Origin of the sequence: Streptomyces sp. NPDC058279, from assembly GCF_042881255.1 — a bacterium.
GTDB lineage: Bacteria > Actinomycetota > Actinomycetes > Streptomycetales > Streptomycetaceae > Streptomyces.
Window position 1 is genome coordinate 65835 of sequence record NZ_JBHVYA010000017.1, and the last position, 16156, is coordinate 81990.

13 protein-coding genes and 4 pseudogenes are annotated in these 16156 nt (G+C 71.2%); 8 read left to right on the plus strand and 9 right to left on the minus strand.

Going from position 1 to position 16156, the window contains the following annotated elements:
* Positions 1-123 precede the first annotated feature (123 nt).
* The 4 genes and pseudogenes from ACFVXJ_RS25700 to ACFVXJ_RS25715 all read right to left on the minus strand — a co-directional run.
* Entirely contained in the window at positions 124-3003 is a 2880-nt protein-coding gene (locus tag ACFVXJ_RS25700) for a LuxR C-terminal-related transcriptional regulator (RefSeq protein WP_389665104.1), read from the minus strand.
* 97 nt (positions 3004-3100) lie between these two features.
* A complete protein-coding gene (locus ACFVXJ_RS25705) occupies positions 3101-3715 on the minus strand; it encodes an FMN reductase (protein WP_389665106.1) in 615 nt (204 codons plus the stop codon).
* A pseudogene (locus ACFVXJ_RS25710) lies at positions 3712-4065 on the minus strand (5,10-methylene tetrahydromethanopterin reductase); the annotation flags it as partial. The pseudogene ACFVXJ_RS25710 and the gene ACFVXJ_RS25705, both read right to left, overlap by 4 nt.
* Positions 4055-4315, minus strand: a pseudogene (locus ACFVXJ_RS25715) (hydrolase); the annotation flags it as partial. The pseudogenes ACFVXJ_RS25710 and ACFVXJ_RS25715, both read right to left, overlap by 11 nt.
* A 391-nt stretch (positions 4316-4706) precedes the next feature.
* Here ACFVXJ_RS25715 and ACFVXJ_RS25720 point away from each other — a divergent pair.
* Entirely contained in the window at positions 4707-5540 is an 834-nt protein-coding gene (locus tag ACFVXJ_RS25720; protein WP_389665108.1) for a hypothetical protein, read from the plus strand.
* 156 nt (positions 5541-5696) lie between these two features.
* On the opposite strand, the gene ACFVXJ_RS25725 is transcribed toward ACFVXJ_RS25720, so the two are convergent.
* Complete coding sequence (locus ACFVXJ_RS25725; protein ID WP_389665110.1) at positions 5697-7292, minus strand: FAD-binding oxidoreductase; 1596 nt, start codon at positions 7290-7292, stop codon at positions 5697-5699.
* 115 nt (positions 7293-7407) lie between these two features.
* The gene (locus ACFVXJ_RS25730) at positions 7408-8001 is read right to left on the minus strand and encodes an MBL fold metallo-hydrolase (RefSeq protein WP_389665112.1); all 594 of its coding nucleotides are present in this window, start codon (positions 7999-8001) and stop codon (positions 7408-7410) included.
* Between the two features lie 93 nt (positions 8002-8094).
* On the opposite strand from ACFVXJ_RS25730, the gene ACFVXJ_RS25735 reads away from it, so the two are divergent.
* A complete protein-coding gene (locus ACFVXJ_RS25735; RefSeq protein ID WP_389665114.1) occupies positions 8095-9051 on the plus strand; it encodes a GlxA family transcriptional regulator in 957 nt (318 codons plus the stop codon).
* Between the two features lie 374 nt (positions 9052-9425).
* On the opposite strand, the gene ACFVXJ_RS25740 is transcribed toward ACFVXJ_RS25735, so the two are convergent.
* The gene (locus ACFVXJ_RS25740; RefSeq protein ID WP_389665116.1) at positions 9426-10337 is read right to left on the minus strand and encodes a LysR substrate-binding domain-containing protein; all 912 of its coding nucleotides are present in this window, start codon (positions 10335-10337) and stop codon (positions 9426-9428) included.
* Between the two features lie 374 nt (positions 10338-10711).
* On the opposite strand from ACFVXJ_RS25740, the gene ACFVXJ_RS25745 reads away from it, so the two are divergent.
* The 5 genes and pseudogenes from ACFVXJ_RS25745 to ACFVXJ_RS25765 all read left to right on the plus strand — a co-directional run bounded on the left by ACFVXJ_RS25745 (position 10712) and on the right by ACFVXJ_RS25765 (position 13349).
* Positions 10712-11119, plus strand: a complete 408-nt coding sequence (locus tag ACFVXJ_RS25745; protein ID WP_389665118.1) for a nuclear transport factor 2 family protein — start codon at positions 10712-10714, stop codon at positions 11117-11119.
* Position 11120: 1 nt separating this feature from the next.
* The gene (locus ACFVXJ_RS25750) at positions 11121-11591 is read left to right on the plus strand and encodes a hypothetical protein (protein WP_389665120.1); all 471 of its coding nucleotides are present in this window, start codon (positions 11121-11123) and stop codon (positions 11589-11591) included.
* A complete protein-coding gene (locus ACFVXJ_RS25755) occupies positions 11588-12874 on the plus strand; it encodes an MFS transporter (protein ID WP_389665122.1) in 1287 nt (428 codons plus the stop codon). The genes ACFVXJ_RS25750 and ACFVXJ_RS25755 overlap by 4 nt, the downstream gene beginning before the upstream one ends.
* An 81-nt stretch (positions 12875-12955) precedes the next feature.
* Positions 12956-13146, plus strand: a pseudogene (locus tag ACFVXJ_RS25760) (dihydrolipoyl dehydrogenase); the annotation flags it as partial.
* Positions 13143-13349: a hypothetical protein gene (locus ACFVXJ_RS25765; protein WP_389665124.1), complete on the plus strand. Its 207-nt coding sequence runs from the start codon at positions 13143-13145 to the stop codon at positions 13347-13349. The pseudogene ACFVXJ_RS25760 and the gene ACFVXJ_RS25765, both read left to right, overlap by 4 nt.
* A 50-nt stretch (positions 13350-13399) precedes the next feature.
* Here the strand turns inward: ACFVXJ_RS25765 and ACFVXJ_RS25770 are convergent.
* A pseudogene (locus ACFVXJ_RS25770) lies at positions 13400-13654 on the minus strand (RHS repeat domain-containing protein); the annotation flags it as partial.
* A gap of 412 nt (positions 13655-14066) precedes the next feature.
* On the opposite strand from ACFVXJ_RS25770, the gene ACFVXJ_RS25775 reads away from it, so the two are divergent.
* Complete coding sequence (locus tag ACFVXJ_RS25775) at positions 14067-15650, plus strand: purple acid phosphatase family protein (RefSeq protein ID WP_389665126.1); 1584 nt, start codon at positions 14067-14069, stop codon at positions 15648-15650.
* A 16-nt stretch (positions 15651-15666) separates the two neighbouring features.
* Here the strand turns inward: ACFVXJ_RS25775 and ACFVXJ_RS25780 are convergent, their stop codons facing one another.
* Positions 15667-15870: a hypothetical protein gene (locus ACFVXJ_RS25780; RefSeq protein WP_389665128.1), complete on the minus strand. Its 204-nt coding sequence runs from the start codon at positions 15868-15870 to the stop codon at positions 15667-15669.
* Between the last annotated feature and the right edge of the window lie 286 nt (positions 15871-16156).

Genomic DNA, 16156 nt, shown 5'->3' on the forward strand with positions numbered 1-16156 from the left:
TCGATCAAGTGTTCCCCGCGGACTTCGCCATTCCGCGGCTCTTGATCATTCTGAGGAAGCGACGACTTCGGCACATCACACGAATCGTCCATTGCCCCGACGCCCACGTGGGATACGAAGCGACTACTCTCCGCTGTCGCGATGGCTCACCAGCCGGGTCAACTCCACGCGCGAGGTGATGTCCAGCTTGGTGAAGGCCCGGCGCAGGTGCGAACCCACCGTGTGCGGCGAGAGGGAGAGGTGCTCGGCCACCTGTCGGTTGGTCAGCCCTCGGGCCACGAGCCGTACCACCCGTACCTCCGCGGCCGTCAGCTCGGGCCACGCACCGGAGAGCCCGGGCGTGGCGGGCCGGCGGCGGACACCGGCGGCCCGCAGGCGCCGGCGGACGCGTGCGACGTCCCGCTCGGCGCCCGCTCGCACGTAGAGCGCGAGGGCCGTGTCGAAGTACGGCACCGCTTCGGACGTGCGGGTGGCCGCCAGCTTGCGTCCGGCGTCCTCCAGTGCCGACGCCCGGGCCAACGGCCGAGGGCAGTCCTCGTACAGCCGGACGGCGCGTACGAGAAGGGCGAGGTCGTTGTCGAGGAGCCCCCGGGCGTGCGCGGCGGTGGCGGCGAGGAACGTGAGGCCGGGGTTGAGCGCGGCCAGTCGCTCGGCCAGGGCCACTGCCTGCGCGGCCCGTTCGTGCGCGCCGGCACGAAGCGCCAGGCGGACGAGGAACGGGGCGTCGGCGGGGTCGACCAAGCCGGCGTAGGCCGGCCGGTCCGCGGCGGGCGACGTCATCACCTCGTCGAGTTCGGCCATGGCACGATCGGGCCGGCCTTCGAAGTCGGCCATCAGTGCCAGCATCCAGGAGCCGAAGTGCCGGACGACGGGTGCGCCGTCGCTCCGCATGCGCCTCGCCTGCGCCGCGTACGCCCGTGCGGTCTGCTGGTCGCCGGTGTGGAGGGCGACGCGCATCATCACGTACCGGAGCGTGACGTCGGCGAAGTTGCCCGGGCCGAGATCGTCGGCCGTCGCGGACGCGGCTTCGGCGTCGGCCCGGGCGTCCGTCAGCCGTCCGGCCTCCAGAAGGATGCGGGAACGGGTCATGAGCCACATACCGGTGGCCGCCGTCCGGCCCTGCTCCCTGGTGATCCGGACGCCCTCCTCCGCGGCGGCGAGCGCCTCCGCGGAGCGCCCGGTGGTGTTCGACAGGAGAGCGTGCCACAAGGCCTCCGGAACCCACAGTGAGGTGCTGACGCCCAGGGCGTCGGCCAGCGCGGTGGACCGCTCGGCCTGCCGGAACGCCTCGGCCAAGTCCATGCGGTGGAAACTCACGGCCGAGCGGACCGTCGTCAACGTGGCCTCGGCGGAGCGGTCCCCCGCCGCCGCCGCGGTCTCCCACGCCTCCGCGGCCACCCGTTCGGCCGCCGAGTGCGCGCCCGACATCGACAGGCCGACGGCGAGCATGGCGAGCAGTCGCCCCCTCACGTCCACGGGGATCCCGGGCAGTGCCGCCCCGGCGCGGGCCTGTCGGACCGCCTCGGAGAAGTCGAACGGTGCGGCCAGGCGTGCCAGGGCAAGGCGGATGCGCGCCTCGTCCTCGGGTCCGAGACCGCCGTTCGCCAGGGCGGAGGCTCCCAGTTCACGCGCCTGGGCGGCCCGGCCCGTCTGCCAGAGCAGCGGTATCGTCTCGGCGATGACCCGGGGCCGCTCCGGAGCGTCCGCCGTGGTGAGTTCCAGGGCCTTGAGGCTGCGTTCCGCGGCGGGTCCGGGAGCGGTGGCCGCGAGTTCCGCCGCGGCGGTGCGCAGCCGGTCGGCCTCCGCCGCGTCTTCGTCCCCCGGCCCCGCGCCTTCGGCCTCCGCCACATCCGCCCGGACTCTCCCGGCCGACGGCCCGGGACGCCCGGCGGGGGAGGCTGCGCTCCCCGCCGACAGCTCGGCGACTTGACCACGCAGGGCCTGACGCAGGGACAGCGGAAGGCCGGCTTCCACCGCCTCGCGGATCAGGTCGTGGCGGAAGGCGAGGCGATCGCCGCTTTCGGTGAGCAGTTCGGCGTCGAGGGATTCCCGTACCGCCGTGATGAGCGCCGCCGAGGACCTGCCGAGCAGTTCGGCCAGCAGTGCGACGGTGACCGGGCCGCCCACGGCGGCCGCCGTCCGCACCAGCTCCCGTGCCTCGCCGGACAACTGGTCGAGGCGGCGCACGACAGAGGGGAATTCGCGTGGGGCGGGGGGTCCGGCCGGCAGCCTGGCCGTGCCGTTCTCGATCGTGACCGCCTCCCGCAGCGAGCCGAGCAGCGCCATCAGCAGTTGCGGGACCCCTTCGGCGCGTCGGACGACGCGGAGGACGGCCGGGTCGGGGGCCGCGCCGAGGACGTCCTCGGTGATCCGGGTGGTGGCCCGGTCGTCCAGCGCTGCCAGCGCCAGCTCGTGCGCGCCTGCCTGCCGGATCCTGTCCAGGGTCGTGCGAACCCCCGACGGCACGCTGCCGCCGCGCACGGCGACCAGCCACAGGATGGCGTGCGACGAGAGCCCGGCCGCGAGGGTGTTGAAGGTGAGAAGGGTCAGGTCGTCGCACCACTGGAGGTCGTCCAGGACGACGAGCAGGGGACCGTTTCGAGCCGTCTCCCGCAGGCGGTCCCCCAGCTCCTGGAGCAGCCAGAAGCGCTGGCCGGGCGTCGTGGCGAGGTCCCTGAGACCGACGGCGCCCGACAGCGGTTCCTCGCCGGAGAGCAGACCGTCGAGGAGCGGGCCGAGCGGCACGAACTGTTGGTCGGGGTCCGCCGCTCCCTCGAACACCCTCGTCCCGCGCCGCCTCGCGGCTGCCGCGGACTCCGCGAGGAGCCTGGACCTGCCGATGCCGACGGGGCCTTCGACGCGGATGATCCCGCCTTCGCCCCGGTCGAGCGCGTCGAGCCGCCCCTCGATGAACGCCAGTTCCACCCTTCGACCGCGGATGGCCGTCCGTACACCGTCGACCTCCTCGGGTACGGTCCGTGTCGTCACTCGGTTCACGCTCATTCCGCCGGTCTGGAGCCGCACGCGACGGCCTCGGTCCGCGTGCGGTACGGCGGATCAGTATGAACCACCCCTGCGCCGCCAGGGCCCGGGGCCCGTTTCAGTCGAAGCGCAGGTCGGCGAGTTGCCGTTCCAGGACGGTGACGTCGTCCTCGGGCTCTTCACCGACCGGGCGCGCCACCATGAGCGTGGCGAGCTCGGCGCCCGCCCGGCGGACGCGGCCGGGCAGGCCGTCGGTGTACTCGTCTCCTCCCGAACCCCAGTCCTCGGAGGCCGCGTACACGGCGGTGGGGACGACGACGGCGCGGAGATAGGCGAAGAGCGGGCGCACAGCGTGTTCCAGGACCAGTGAGTGGCGGGCGGTGCCTCCCGTCCCGGCGATCAGGACCGGCTTCCCGGTGAGGGCGTCCGGATCGATCACGTCGAAGAAGGACTTGAAGAGACCGCTGTAGGAAGCCGCGAACACGGGACTCACGACGATCAGGCCGTCGGCCGCCGTCACCGCGTCGATCGCGGCGCCCAGTCGCGGTGGCGGAAAGCCGGTCACGAGATGGTCGGCTATGTCGCCGGCAAGTTCGCGCAGCTCCACGATCTCGGTCGACGGTGCGTGCTGCCGGGCGGTGAGTTCGGCGCGGGCCGACTCGGCCAGTCGGTCCGCGAGCAGTCGGGTGGAGGAGGGGGTGCTCAGCCCCGCGGAGACGACGATCAGCTTCACGCGGCGGACACCTCCCGGACGGTTCGCGGCGACGCGTGCGTGGGGGCCTCCGGGACGTCGGCCGGACGCCCCTTCGCGAATTCCTTCCGCAGCACGGGCACGACCTCTTCGCCGAGGATGTCGAGCTGTTCCAGCACGGTCTTCAGGGGCAGGCCGGCGTGGTCCATCAGGAACAGCTGGCGTTGGTAGTCGCCGACGCTCTCCCGGAACGACAGGGTCCGCTCGATGACCTGCGCGGGCGAGCCCACCGTCAACGGGGTCTGCTCGGTGAAGTCCTCAAGTGACGGTCCGCGGCCGTACACGGGTGCGTTGTCGAAGTAGGGCCGGAACTCCCGTACGGTTCTTGGGGAACACCTCGGCGAGTTGGGGCAGCAGGGGTCCGGAGAACGACTCGGCGGCGACCGTGGTCAGGACGGTCGGCACGTCGAATGCCCGAGCCGCCTTGGCGAGACCCACGGTGCTGTTGATGATCGCGGCACGGTCGCCGCTGCCGGTGCCGAAGAACATCTGCGGCTGGTGGTCGACGAAGAGCATGACCGCGTTGTCGGGCGTGAGCAGGTCGGCGCTGGGGGCGGCCTGTACCTTGTTGATGTCGAACATGAGGGGTCCTTTCGAGGCAATCGGCAGTGCGTTCGCCCGCCTTCGCGGCTCGGCACTCCCTCAAGCTACGAGCGACCCGGCCGACCGCGTTGACCATCCGCGCCCGGCGGTTGGTACGAGGGCGCACAGCCGCTCATCCCGAACCCCCGGGGCCGCCGGCGCCTCTGGTGGAGTGTCACGGGAGGGCATGAGGCTGTCGCGACGCAGCGCGGCGATGTCGGCGTAACCGTCGAGGCCCATGGTGAGGCGGTCCGTCTCGGCGAGCAGGCAGCGGAGCATGTGTTCGGCTCCGATGATTCATGGGTGGGCCACGATGACCTATTATCGTCGTTTCGACGATAAAGAGACGTGAGTCCCCTTGCCGCACATAACACCTTCCCGGAGAGCTCAATTGACCACCCGTCAGCGCCTGGTCGCGCAGGTCCGCTCCGTGCCCAATCCCATTACGGCGGCCCAGGCGCTCGCCGGCGCCTCCCGTCCGGACCGCGTTGAAGACCCGGTCATCGCCTGGATGCAGGCCGCGCGCACGGTCCTGGGGCTGGTGGCCGCGGCCTGGCTGATCCTGGCCTATCCCCTGCGTGCGGGGCGCCAGGATTTCGTGCTCGGCAAGCTGGAGGAACTACTGATCGGCTGCGCCATCGCCGTGGTTGCCGGTGTCATCGGCATCGGCCTGTGCATCATCCTGGCCCGCCCGCCCCTGGGACGCGTCTACGCACGCCGTCTGGGCGGCCCGCTGCTCGCGTTCGGCGCGCCGGTCCTCGGGGTCGGGGCGATCTGGCTGACGACGGCAGCCCTCAGGGGCGACATCATCACCCCTGACGACGTGGGCCCCCATGACATCACCTTCGGGCTCTTCGGCACCTTCCTGGGCACGATGTTCACCGGCTTCCTGATCGTCCTGCTGTTCGTCGTGGCCGCACTCGTCTGTGTCGTGGTTCTCGTCGCGGCCGTGCTGTTCACCCTGGCCGCCCTGGTCTACGGAGTGAACTGCTGCTTCCGCACGGGGGACGTGCACCAGCTGCTGCCGGCTCTCCTGTCACCGCTGTTGGTGTGGTCCCTCTTCGGCTTCCAGCTCTTCGACGGCCCGGACGTGGCCGCACCGCCCGAGGTGGTCTACGCGTTCATGCTCGGCGGCCCGCTCTCGGTCACCGCTCTGTCCCTCTGGGAGATACGGCGCCTGCGCGCCCGGTACGGCGTGACGCTCGGCTCGCTTCTCGGCCGCTAGACCTGCGCCATCAAGTGCACTGAACGAGCCGTTTCCCGTCAGGAGTCATCCATGTCATCGACGTGGGACGATGAGCCACTCACATCGCCGCACGGCGGGCCGGCGCGCCGAACGGTCTCGACGGGGTCACCATCGGCCACCGGCATCCGGGTCGGGTCACGGGAGCAGTGGCGGGAGTACCCCGGTGGGGTCGTGGCGGTGTTGAAGCCCCTGGAGTCGGGCCAGGTTGCCGCCGTAGGCCGCCCGTGTCTCGCTCTCGGTCTCCGGTAGGCCCGGGCGCAGTTCGACGTTGTAAACCCCGACGGTGTGCGCTGCCAAGGCCCGTAGCGTGTCGCGGGCCCACATCCTGCAGGCGACGGCGGCGGCGGGGTCGTCCCATATCGCGTTCACCGGGATGCTCCATTCGGCGGTTCTGCCCCAGAACGCGGTCGCAGTGTCATCGACGTCGGCCATAGCCCCGCCGGTGTGCTGGAAGTCGATGCGGCACGCCAGCGTGGGTGCGGCGCGGATCCGGTCCACGAGGGCATCGGCGACCGCGGCGTCGAGAGTAGGACCGGTGAAGACGGCTTTGCCGAAGAACGAGCCACGCGGACCGTCGCCCGGCCGGGGCAGCCGGATCGGTTCGGGCTCGGCGCCGCCGGCACCGGGGATGGCGAACTCCGGTAACCCGGCCAGGTAGCGGCCGGAGACCTCCGAGCGATAGAGCGGCGACGAGTCCGCGCCGGCGACGACGGCGGACGCCGCTGACCTGGCCCGCCCGACGGCGTTGTCGTCCCGGCTCGCGCAAGCGGTGTAGAGGAACACGACGGGCTCGTCCGGGGAGAGGGAGGTGTATCCGAGGACCGCGCTCATGGTGGTGTCTCGCGGAAGCTCGGGAGCCACCCGGAAGTACGTGGCGAGCGCATCAATGCCTGTCACCGCCCGGTCGACCCAAACCGGGCCGATCTCGTGGGTCCGGAACGTCGCGGAGGTGACCACCCCGACGCAGGGCGCGCCGCCCCGGACCGCCCACCACAGGTCGGCCTCCGCACCCGAGCTCCTCTCCGAGAGGCGGACGATGTCACCGGACGGGAGCACGAGTTGGACCGCGACAAGGTGATCGACGGTGAGGCCCAAGGACCTCGTCAGATAGCCGACGCCGCCTCGGGTGGCCATCCCGAGGCCCGCATGGCCGACGACGCCGACCGGCACCACACGACGGGCCGGGGCGAGAACCTCCAACATCGTGGCCACGGTCGCCCCGCCGTCGACGACCACTCGCTCCCCGTCCGGACAGGCGGCGTTCCAGTGCTCCGAGAGGTCCAGCATGATGGCCCCGTCTGCGACGCAGTTCGAGCTCAGACCGCCGCCGCGCACCGTAACCCGAACTCCCGCTTCGGTGGCGGCCCTCATAACGGCCGCGACGTCGTCGACCGTTCGGGGCGCCACGACGTACGCAGGTCGTCGACGGGCGGCCTCCGGGAAGAAGACGGTGGCCAGAGCCTTCTCGTAGCCCGTCGTCCCCGGCGCGCGTACCCCAGTTCCGAGCGCAGATCGCAACGGCCCGAGGATGTCGTCCGACGGACGGACCAGCGCGCTCACCGCAGCCGCCGGAGCCGGAAATCGCCCGAGTCCGGGACTGTCGGGCTGTCGATATTCATCATGGAGGCGCTCCGATTCCCGCTGATCGGGTTTCGGGCACAGAGCCTTCGGTTGTCCCGGATGGACAGAGAAGCAACCCCAGGAGGCTAGGCCAGTCGGACAGCTCCGCACAAGGCTCCGGGCCGGCCCGGCAGACCCGCGGTGTCCTCGGGACGTGCGTGGCGCTACCCCTCGGCGAAGACGGAGTGTGCTCGTCTTCGACGACGATCCCCGAGGGGCGGAACGGTCAGCGCGGCGTGGTGTCGTCGGCCTCGAACGGGCCGCCGTGGCCGGGCACGATCAGGTCCGCCGCCGCCAGCACCCGCAGCCGGGAGGCGCGCAGTACCTCGCGGTCCGGGGCTACGGGGTCGTCCGCCGGACCGTCGGCGTGCCACCACAGGTCGCCGGCGAAGGCCACCACGCCCGAGTCCGTGCCCGCCAGCAGCGTGATGTCCTCGGGGCTGTGGCCCGGGGTGCGGATCAGCCGCAGCGACGGGGTGAGTTCGTAGCCCTCCGCGTCCCGGTTCGTCCAGTGGTCGTCGAGGTACTCCACCTTGTGGTCGTGCACCCGGGCGCGACCGAAGAGGCCCACGTTCATGGTGTTGTCCGGGTGGTGGTGGCTGAGCACCACATCGGTGATGTCGTCGGGGCCGAGCCCCAGTTCCGCGAGCGGGGCGAGGATGTGGTCGCGGCTCGCCACCATGCCCGGGTCGAAGATCACATGCCGTCCCGCGTCAGCGATGTAGGAGACCGTGGCGGCGACCCCGGGCCCGGTGGAACCCACGTAGCCGGTGGTCAGGACCTTGAAGGTGGCGTTGCGTCCGAGCGGTGCGTCTGTCATGGCCTCAATCCTGCCGAGTGCGGCCACTGTCCACGAGTGGCACTGCTGCCCCTCATCGCAGGATTCGTGCCAACCGTGTGCCACGCTGTTCCCATGCCGCCTTTCAAGACCGTCGCCGCGTACGTCCCTCCCGGCGTCGGCATGCTCGCCGTCGGCATCGTCACCGAGGTGTTCGGTCCCCACGGAGCGGCGCTGCCCGGTTTCGACTTCGCCCTGTGCGCCGACCGGCCGGGACCGGTGCCCACGGACTGTGGCGTACCGCTGTCCATCGCGCACGGACTGGACCGGCTGGCCGGCGCCGATCTGCTCATCGCCCTGCCCGGGGCCGGATTCCGTACACCGCCCTCTCCTGCCGTACTCCACGCGCTGAGGGCCGCGCACGGGCGCGGTTCCGTGGTCGCGGCTCACTGCGTGGGCACGTTCGCGCTCGCCGCCGCCGGACTGCTCGACGGCCGACGGGCGACCACGCACTGGCGGTTCGCCGAACTGCTCGCCGACCGCCACCCGGAGGTCGCCGTGGAACCCGACGCGCTCTACATCGACGAGGGAAGCATCGTCACGGGCGCGGGGGCTGCCGCCGGCTTCGACCTGTGCCTGCACCTGATGAGGCGGGAGTACGGCGCCGCGCTGGCCAACGCCGTCGCCCGGGACATGGTGTTGCCCTCCCACCGCGACGGGGGACAGGCCCAGTACCTGGCCGCGCCCGTCCCCGAGGACGGCCAGGACGAACGGCTCGCCGAGGTCCTCGGCTGGGCCCGCGAGCACCTCCACGAGCCGCTGCCCGTCACGGAACTGGCCCGCCGCGCCCTGATGAGCAAACGCTCCTTCGCCCGCCGCTTCACCGCCGCGACCGGCACCACCCCGCACGCCTGGCTACGGAGCCTGCGGCTGAGCAGAGCCGAGGAACTCCTGGAAACCACGGACCTCCCCATCGAGGAGATCGCCCACCGGGTCGGCTACGCCAGCGCGGCCGTGCTGCGTGAACAGTTCGTACGGCGCCGGGGAGTCCCACCCCGCTCCTACCGCCGGGCCTTCACCAGCACGCCGTAAGCGAACCGGGCGGGCCACCGCCGGCCGGCGTTCCGCTGCCGAAGGCACCGGCGGTGCCGACCGGGCCGACACCGCGGGCCGCACCGCCCCGCATGGTGAAGACGGCCTGCGGGACTGCGGCTATCGAGCTTTCCGGCTGTGCCGGGCGACAACCGCTGCTCGCGAGCCCAACCCCACCGGACAGCCGCCGATCAGGTACGGCCGGTACCGGATCGGCCGCAGGCCACCCCGGACGGCACCGACGAGGTGCTCGGCGTCATTCGGGGAAAGTGGTGCCGGCCGGCGAGGAAACCAGCCGGGATGCCCTGCACCGGTGGACCTCAAAGTGGGCAGCCGAAGGCGGGCAGGGGGCGCGACGGTTGCGCGCGGGGTCGTCAAAAGCGCAGGACGCCGATGTCGCGGACGGTCTGGGCGAGGGCCCGGATGAGGTCGTTCTCGGCGTCCCTGCGCCACACCAGGGCGTAGGGAATCGTCCCCATGTCGGGGACGGGGACGAAACGGATGTGGGACATGGACCAGTAGCGGGTGACGTGGGAGGGGAAGGGGTGGACGATCTCGCCGGTGCCGACGAGGTGGATCAGCTCGTCGGCGTTGGTGACCTGCTCGACCCGTTCGATCGGCTTCCCCCGGGCCGTATGGAAGGACAGGTAAGCGTCCTCCCAATAGTCGGGCATGTCGGGTGGCATGGCATGGGCGAAGTCGGCCAAGGCCTCGAACGGGATCGCATGCCGTTCGGCGAGTTCGTGGCCGGTGGCGACGGCCAGGACGCGGGGGTCTCGGAAAAGGACCGGGCCGACGGTGAGATCGGGCTCGTCAACCGGCAGCCAGGTGATGAAGACGTCCATGTCACCCTCGCGCAGCCTGGCGAACGGCTCGACGTACGGCGCCCGGCGCAGCTGCAGTTCCCACTCGGGATGACGGGAGCGGAAGGCCTCCCAGTAGGGGTACATGTCGGGCACGTTGAACGGCAACATGCCGACGCGCAGGCGCGCTGTCTTGCCGCGGGCGGCCATCCTGGCGCGTTCGAGGCTGTCGCGCAGGTTCGCGTAGACCGGCCGCAGGTCGGCACGTAGTTGCCGGCCGAGCGGGGTCAGGCGGACCTGGCGGCGGTTGGAGCGGTCGAAGAGGAGGCCGCCGAGTTGTCGTTCCTGGCGTCCGATCACCTGGCTGACGCGCGCCTGTGTCAGGTGCAGGCGGGTGGCGGCCCTGCCGAAGTGCAGTTCCTCGGCCAGCGTCAGAAAGACCTCGATGTCGCGTAGTTCCACGTGCTGCCGACCCCCCGTCATAAGCCTTGGTTATCGGATCCTACTGATCTTCGATGTTGATGGGTACGGCGGGAAGCTGAAGGATCGGCACCAGCCCGGGGCCGCTGTTCGGTGATCTGTGAGCGGTGCGGCGCCGCTACCGGTGACATCGCACCGACCAGCGGAACCGCCTGCGGCCGCCGAGCGTGCCGGACGGTGGACAAGCCGTTGTTCCCGAGCGTCAGCACGCCCACGCACGCAGGAAGGAGATTCATGAAAGCCGCTCGTCCGAGCCACCCGGAGGCGTACGCGCCGCCTGCGGGAGGAGGCCAAGCAGTTCGCCGAAGGCTCGGCGGCCGAGCCTCGCCAGGGGAACCCGTGACCGCCCGGTCGTGGAACTGCTGAGGGGGTGCGGCATGTCGTTCCGTACCACGGCCGAGGTCGCCCACCGTTTCAACCGGGTCTTCCTCGACCGTGACACCTCGCCACTCGCCGAGCTGATCGCCGACGACTGCGTTATGGAGGCGAGGTCGCCGGCCCCCGACGGGGCCCGCTACGAGGGCGCCGCGTGCGTGGAGTTCTGCCGGGCCCTCGCCGAGGACCGTGCGGGCCGGTTCGAGCCGGAAGCCGTCGTGGTCACCGGTGAACGTGCCACGATCCGCTGGCGCTACCACTTCGGCGACGAACCGACCGACTCCGTCCGCGGCGTGAGCCTCGTGCTCGTGCGGGACGGCCGGATCGTCGAGGCCTTCGTCTACGGCAAGACCCCGGGCGACGCTCCGCCGGCCGGGACCGGAATCAACGGAAAGCAGAGGAAATCCTGAAATGCGTGTGTTGTTGGCGGCGCACGGTTCCCACGGGGACATCGAGCCGATCCTCGGACTCGGGTCGGAACCGCGGGCACTCGGCGCGGAGGTGCAGACGTGCGCCCCGCCGGAGTTCGCGGAGCTGCGGGACGGTGTCGGCGTCCCACTGGTGCCGCTCAGCCGGTCGCTGCACGCGATGGCGACCAGCGCGGTGACCGGGAGGGGCAAGCCATTGCCGGCGGAGAGCCTGTCCGAGCGAGCGGCCCGGGCGGTGGCCGAGACCTGCGAATCCGTCACCGCGGTGACCGAGGGATGCGACGTCGCGGTGGTGACCGGCGTGACCCCCGGGACCCGCGCACGAGCGGCTGCCGTGGCCGCCACGATCCGCATCGACGGGGCGACGGCGGCTGTGAAGCCGCTGCTCGACACGGTCGGCTGCGAAAGGCCGCCCGTAACCGCGCCTCACCCCGCACGTGCGGAGAGGATATGAAGGTGAAGGAGCACCGGGTGCCCGGCGAGCGGAACCTGATCGCCGGGATGCTGGTGGACGCGGTGGGAACCGGCATGTACGTGCCGTTCAGCCTGGTCTTCTTCCAGCGGATTACCGGGCTGCCACTGCCGACGATCGGCACCGTCCTGACCGTCGCCGGGCTGCTGGCGATGGGTGCCATGCCGGTCGGCGGCTGGGCCGTCGACCGATTCGGTGCCCGGCGGGTGCGGCTGGCCCTCTACCTGGTCCGCGGCCTCGGCTTCCTGGCCTTCCCGCTCGGCACGACCCTGCCGGTCTTCGCCCTGGTCGCCACGCTCGCAGCCTCCGGCGCCCAGGCGTTCCCCGCGACCCAGCAGGCCCTGATCGGCGAGCTCGCCCAGGGGGAGCACCGGGACCGGCTGATGGCACTCGCCCGCAGCGTGAACAACTCCGGCCTTGGCGCCGGCGGCCTGCTCGCGGCCGCACTGGTCCAACTCGGCGGTGACCGCGGTTTCCTGGCGGTCGCCTGGCTGAACGCCGCCACCTTCTTCGTCGCGGCACTGTTCGCGCTACGGATCAGGACCCCCCACCCAATTCGCCCCGCAACCGGCCGACAGCGGGCCGGCTACCGCGCGGTGCTGCGCGATCGCCCGTACGCCGCGCTCACCGTGACCAACTTCCTGATCGCCCTGGGCTATTCGGCGCTCAGCGTACTGCTGCCGGTGTACGCCGTGAGCCAGTTCGACCTGCCCGCCTCCGTGGCCGGTCCGCTGTTCGCGGTCAACACCGCGCTCTGTGCCTTCGCCGGCGTGCCGGTCGGCAGGCTCAGCCGGCGCTTCGCCCGGCGTACGCGGGTGGCCGCGGTCGGCGCCCTGGTCTTCGCCACCGCGTTCCTCGGCTATGCCCTGTTGGACGGCATGCCCCACCAGGGCGTGATGGCCGGCCTGGTCGGGCTTCTGGTCCTGTACACGATCGGCGAACTGGTGCACAGCCCGAGCGCGGGCGCGCTCTCGGTGAGCGCCGCTCCCGCCGACGCGCGCGGCCGCTATCTGGCCACCTACCAGTTGTCCTGGGCGCTGTCCCAGACCCTGGCGCCGTCACTGTTCACCGGGCTGCTGGCGGTCGACGGTCGGCTGCCCTGGCTGGTGCTGGCGGCGAGCTCGACGGCGGGGGCCGTCATGCTGCTCGCCGTGGAGCAGCGACTACCGGCCGAGGCGGTGTACACCACCACGGTCGGGGCCGTGCCGCCCGCAGGCGGCAAGACCCCCGAGGCGAGGACGCCCAGCCGGGGCCGCGCCGGCTAGCACTCAGCAGCGTTCTGCTATCCGGCCTGCTCAGACTCGGTCAGCCAGGTTCGCCCAGGTCCTCCGAAACAGGAACGGCGTATCGGCGACGTCACGTATGGCGAGACCATCGGCGTCCACCTGATCGGGCACGACGCCACAGAGCTGCCGCCCCGAGCCGGCGCTCACCGGGCGGTGAGACGCACGTCCACGAGGTGGCCCGCGGCGTGCACGCCCACCCGACCCTGGGCGAAGCGGTCGAGGAGGTCGTGCACGGCCTGGCGGAAGCGTGATCGATCTCTCAGGCGAACAGGCCGCCGAGGGGCCCGGCCCGCGCGCTCAGGCCGGGCCCCTCAACCTGAACAACCTGCTGTCCCTTCGCTTCCTGACCCCGACCGTCCGTGACGCCAAGCAGCAGGTGACCGGCCTCAATTCCGGGCTGTCCCCGGCGCCGGCCAACGCCAACGCCACCGGCCTCGGCAGCCTCCTGAAGTAGACGACGAAAAGATCTGTCCACGTGACGCTCACCAGGACTCTCGCCACGGTGTGCACCGCCGCTGCCGCGACGGTCGGCTGGTAGCCGGTCTGTTCGCACAGGGTGGCCGTCCGGAGCGAAGCGGACTTCCTCGACCATGCTCTCCCCGTGGCAGCGAGGCGCTGCTTCGCTACGCGGCGACCGAGCGGGTCGTAGCGGTACCTCCAGCGGGTTCCGTCGGGGGTGGTCACGGAGGTGAGGCGGTTCTCCGTGTCCCACGTATAGCGCCAGGTGCCGGGCTTGCGGGAGAGCCGCGCCCTCGACTGTGTCGCCGGCAGTGCAGGTGTACCGCCCGTCCGGTCACGCCCAGGCGCTCAGGGTTTGCGGGACTCGATCACCACCGGCTGTCCGCCGTGGTCGGCGCGGATCGGCTCCTCGCGGTCGACAGCGGACGCATCACCCAACGCGGCGCCCACACGGAACTGCTCGCGGACGCCGAGGGCGATACGCGCGCATGTTGGCAGCCCAGCGGTCGGCGCGGCAATACCGCATGCCCACTCTCCCCGGCGCGTCCCTGCCGACCTCCGAGGAAGCGATCCGCTCGTCGGAACCGCGCCAGAAGTCGTCGTCGTGCTCGTGGCGGCTTGGGGAATCCCGGGGAGTCTCATGGGAGTTCGTACCACCCCCGTTCACGTCCCGGTGGGTTTCGCGTCGTCTTGGGCGAGGATGTTTCGCGCCATGGACCTTCCTGATTTCGGTATCCCTGAGAAGCTCGCCTCACGGATGAGCATGGCTGAGCAGCACGACTACCTGCGCTCGAAGTTCACGCGGCGCGGCGCGCTGCGTGCGGGTGCCGTGACCGCGGCCGCGGTCGGGGCCGGGGTCGGCCTGAGCACCGGCGCGGCCTCCCCCGCCTACGCGGCCCCGACCCTGCTGGTGTCCACCGCACGGCGCGGTGTCGATGGTTCGCTGGCCGCGCCGTTCGCGCGGCACTTGCAGTACGGCGCCGACCCGAAGACGCAGATGCGGGTTTCCTGGCAGGTTCCGTTCGCGGTGAAGAAGCCCTACCTGCGCGTCGGCACCAGCCCCTGGGCGCTGAGCGTGAAGATCGACGCCGAGGTGCGGCACCTGAGCACCCCCGTCCTGAACGGCGGCAAGATCGCCGCGGCCGAGCAGTTCTACTTGCACGTGGGCCTGGACCGGCTGCGGCCAGGCCAGACGTACTACTACGGGGTCGGGCACGACGGCTTCGACCCGGCGGACCACCGCAACTTGGGCACGCTCGGCACCTTCACCACCGCGCCTTCGCGCGCCGAGAACTTCGTCTTCACCGCTTTCGGCGATCAGGGTGTGAGCTACCACGCACTCGGCAACGACGCGGTGCTGCTGGCCCAGAACCCCGCCTTCCACCTGCACGCCGGTGACATCTGCTACGCCGACTCCTCCGGCTCCGGGACCTCCGGCGACACCTACGACGCGCGCGCGTGGGACCAGTTCCTGGCGCAGACGGAGACGGTCGCCAAGACCGTGCCGTGGATGGTGACGACCGGCAACCACGACATGGAGGCCTGGTACTCGCCGCAGGGCTACGGCGGCCAGAACGCCCGCTGGTCCCTGCCGGGCAACGGCCCCGACCCGGTCAACCAGCCCGGCGTGTACTCGTTCGTGCACGGCAACGTCGGGGTCGTCGCGCTCGACGCGAACGACATCTCGTACGAGATACCCGCCAACTTCGGGATCAGCGGCGGGAAGCAGACCGCGTGGCTGGACCGGCGGCTGGGCGAGCTGCGGCACGACCGCGACGTCGACTTCATCGTGGTGTTCTTCCACCACTGCGCGTTCTCGACCACCAGCTCGCACGCCTCGGAGGGCGGGGTGCGCGATGTGTGGGTGCCGCTGTTCGAGAAGCACCAGGTGGACTTGGTCATCAACGGCCACAACCACGTGTACGAGCGCACCGACGCCATCAAGGGCAGCAAGGTCGGGCGCAAGGTCCCGATCGGTGAGCGCACCGACCCGACGCAGGACGGCATCGTGTACGTCACGGCCGGTGCGGCCGGGCGTTCGCTGTACAGCTTCCCTGTGCCGGACTCGTACGAGGGTCATGTCGCGGACCGTGAGAGCGTGGACACCTACCGGTGGGTCAAGGGCGGCACGAAGGCGACCGAGACGGTGGAGTGGTCGCGGGTGCGGTACACCAACTACTCGTTCCTCGCCGTGGAGGTCGAGACCGGCCGCTACCCGAAGCTGAAGGTCAGCGCGCTGGCCGAGACGGGTGAGCGGATCGACCACTTCGAGATCCAACGGGGACAGGGCCGCTAGCGGAACGCCGCGCCTGTCACCAGGGACTGCGGACTTTGACGCCCAGCGCCCGGACCCGGTCCTGACCCTTCGGCGCAAGCCTCGGCAACAGGTTCCCGCCGACGACGCCGTCATGCCGCCAGATGGTGCAGGCTCTCCGTGCCGCTTCAGCGACCTCCGGCTCCTCGTCCGCCGCGGCGAGCACCAGGGCTTCCACGACCGGACTGGTCCGCAGTCCCACGACCGCCCCCCGTGCCGTCCGGGCGCACTGCTCCGCGGGCCGGGTCGGCGAGCGAGCGTGGGACGTTCGCCGTGTCACGTGCGTCCTCGCAGGGCAGTCGCCATCACGCAACGAGAAACCACGCTCCACCAGTACAGAAAGCGGTCATGCGCCGATGACGCCCAAGCCGCACCGCCACACGCCCAACTCACCATCGGCGAGACGGGCACCCGCAACCGCATCGAAGCCGCCCGCGCAGCCCGCCGCCAGGGCTGGGCGGTAGCCGCCCCTGCGGGTCGGCAGTAGT

Excerpts from the sequence above, each read along its gene's own strand:
- ACFVXJ_RS25745 (WP_389665118.1), top strand. The coding sequence starts at position 10,712 with ATGTCGTTCCGTACCACGGCCGAGGTCGCCCACCGTTTCAACCGGGTC.
- ACFVXJ_RS25700 (WP_389665104.1), bottom strand. The coding sequence starts at position 3,003 with ATGAGCGTGAACCGAGTGACGACACGGACCGTACCCGAGGAGGTCGAC.
- ACFVXJ_RS25775 (WP_389665126.1), top strand. The coding sequence starts at position 14,067 with ATGGACCTTCCTGATTTCGGTATCCCTGAGAAGCTCGCCTCACGGATG.
- ACFVXJ_RS25755 (WP_389665122.1), top strand. The coding sequence starts at position 11,588 with ATGAAGGTGAAGGAGCACCGGGTGCCCGGCGAGCGGAACCTGATCGCC.
- ACFVXJ_RS25740 (WP_389665116.1), bottom strand. The coding sequence starts at position 10,337 with ATGACGGGGGGTCGGCAGCACGTGGAACTACGCGACATCGAGGTCTTT.
- ACFVXJ_RS25735 (WP_389665114.1), top strand. The coding sequence starts at position 8,095 with ATGCCGCCTTTCAAGACCGTCGCCGCGTACGTCCCTCCCGGCGTCGGC.
- ACFVXJ_RS25730 (WP_389665112.1), bottom strand. The coding sequence starts at position 8,001 with ATGACAGACGCACCGCTCGGACGCAACGCCACCTTCAAGGTCCTGACC.
- ACFVXJ_RS25750 (WP_389665120.1), top strand. The coding sequence starts at position 11,121 with ATGCGTGTGTTGTTGGCGGCGCACGGTTCCCACGGGGACATCGAGCCG.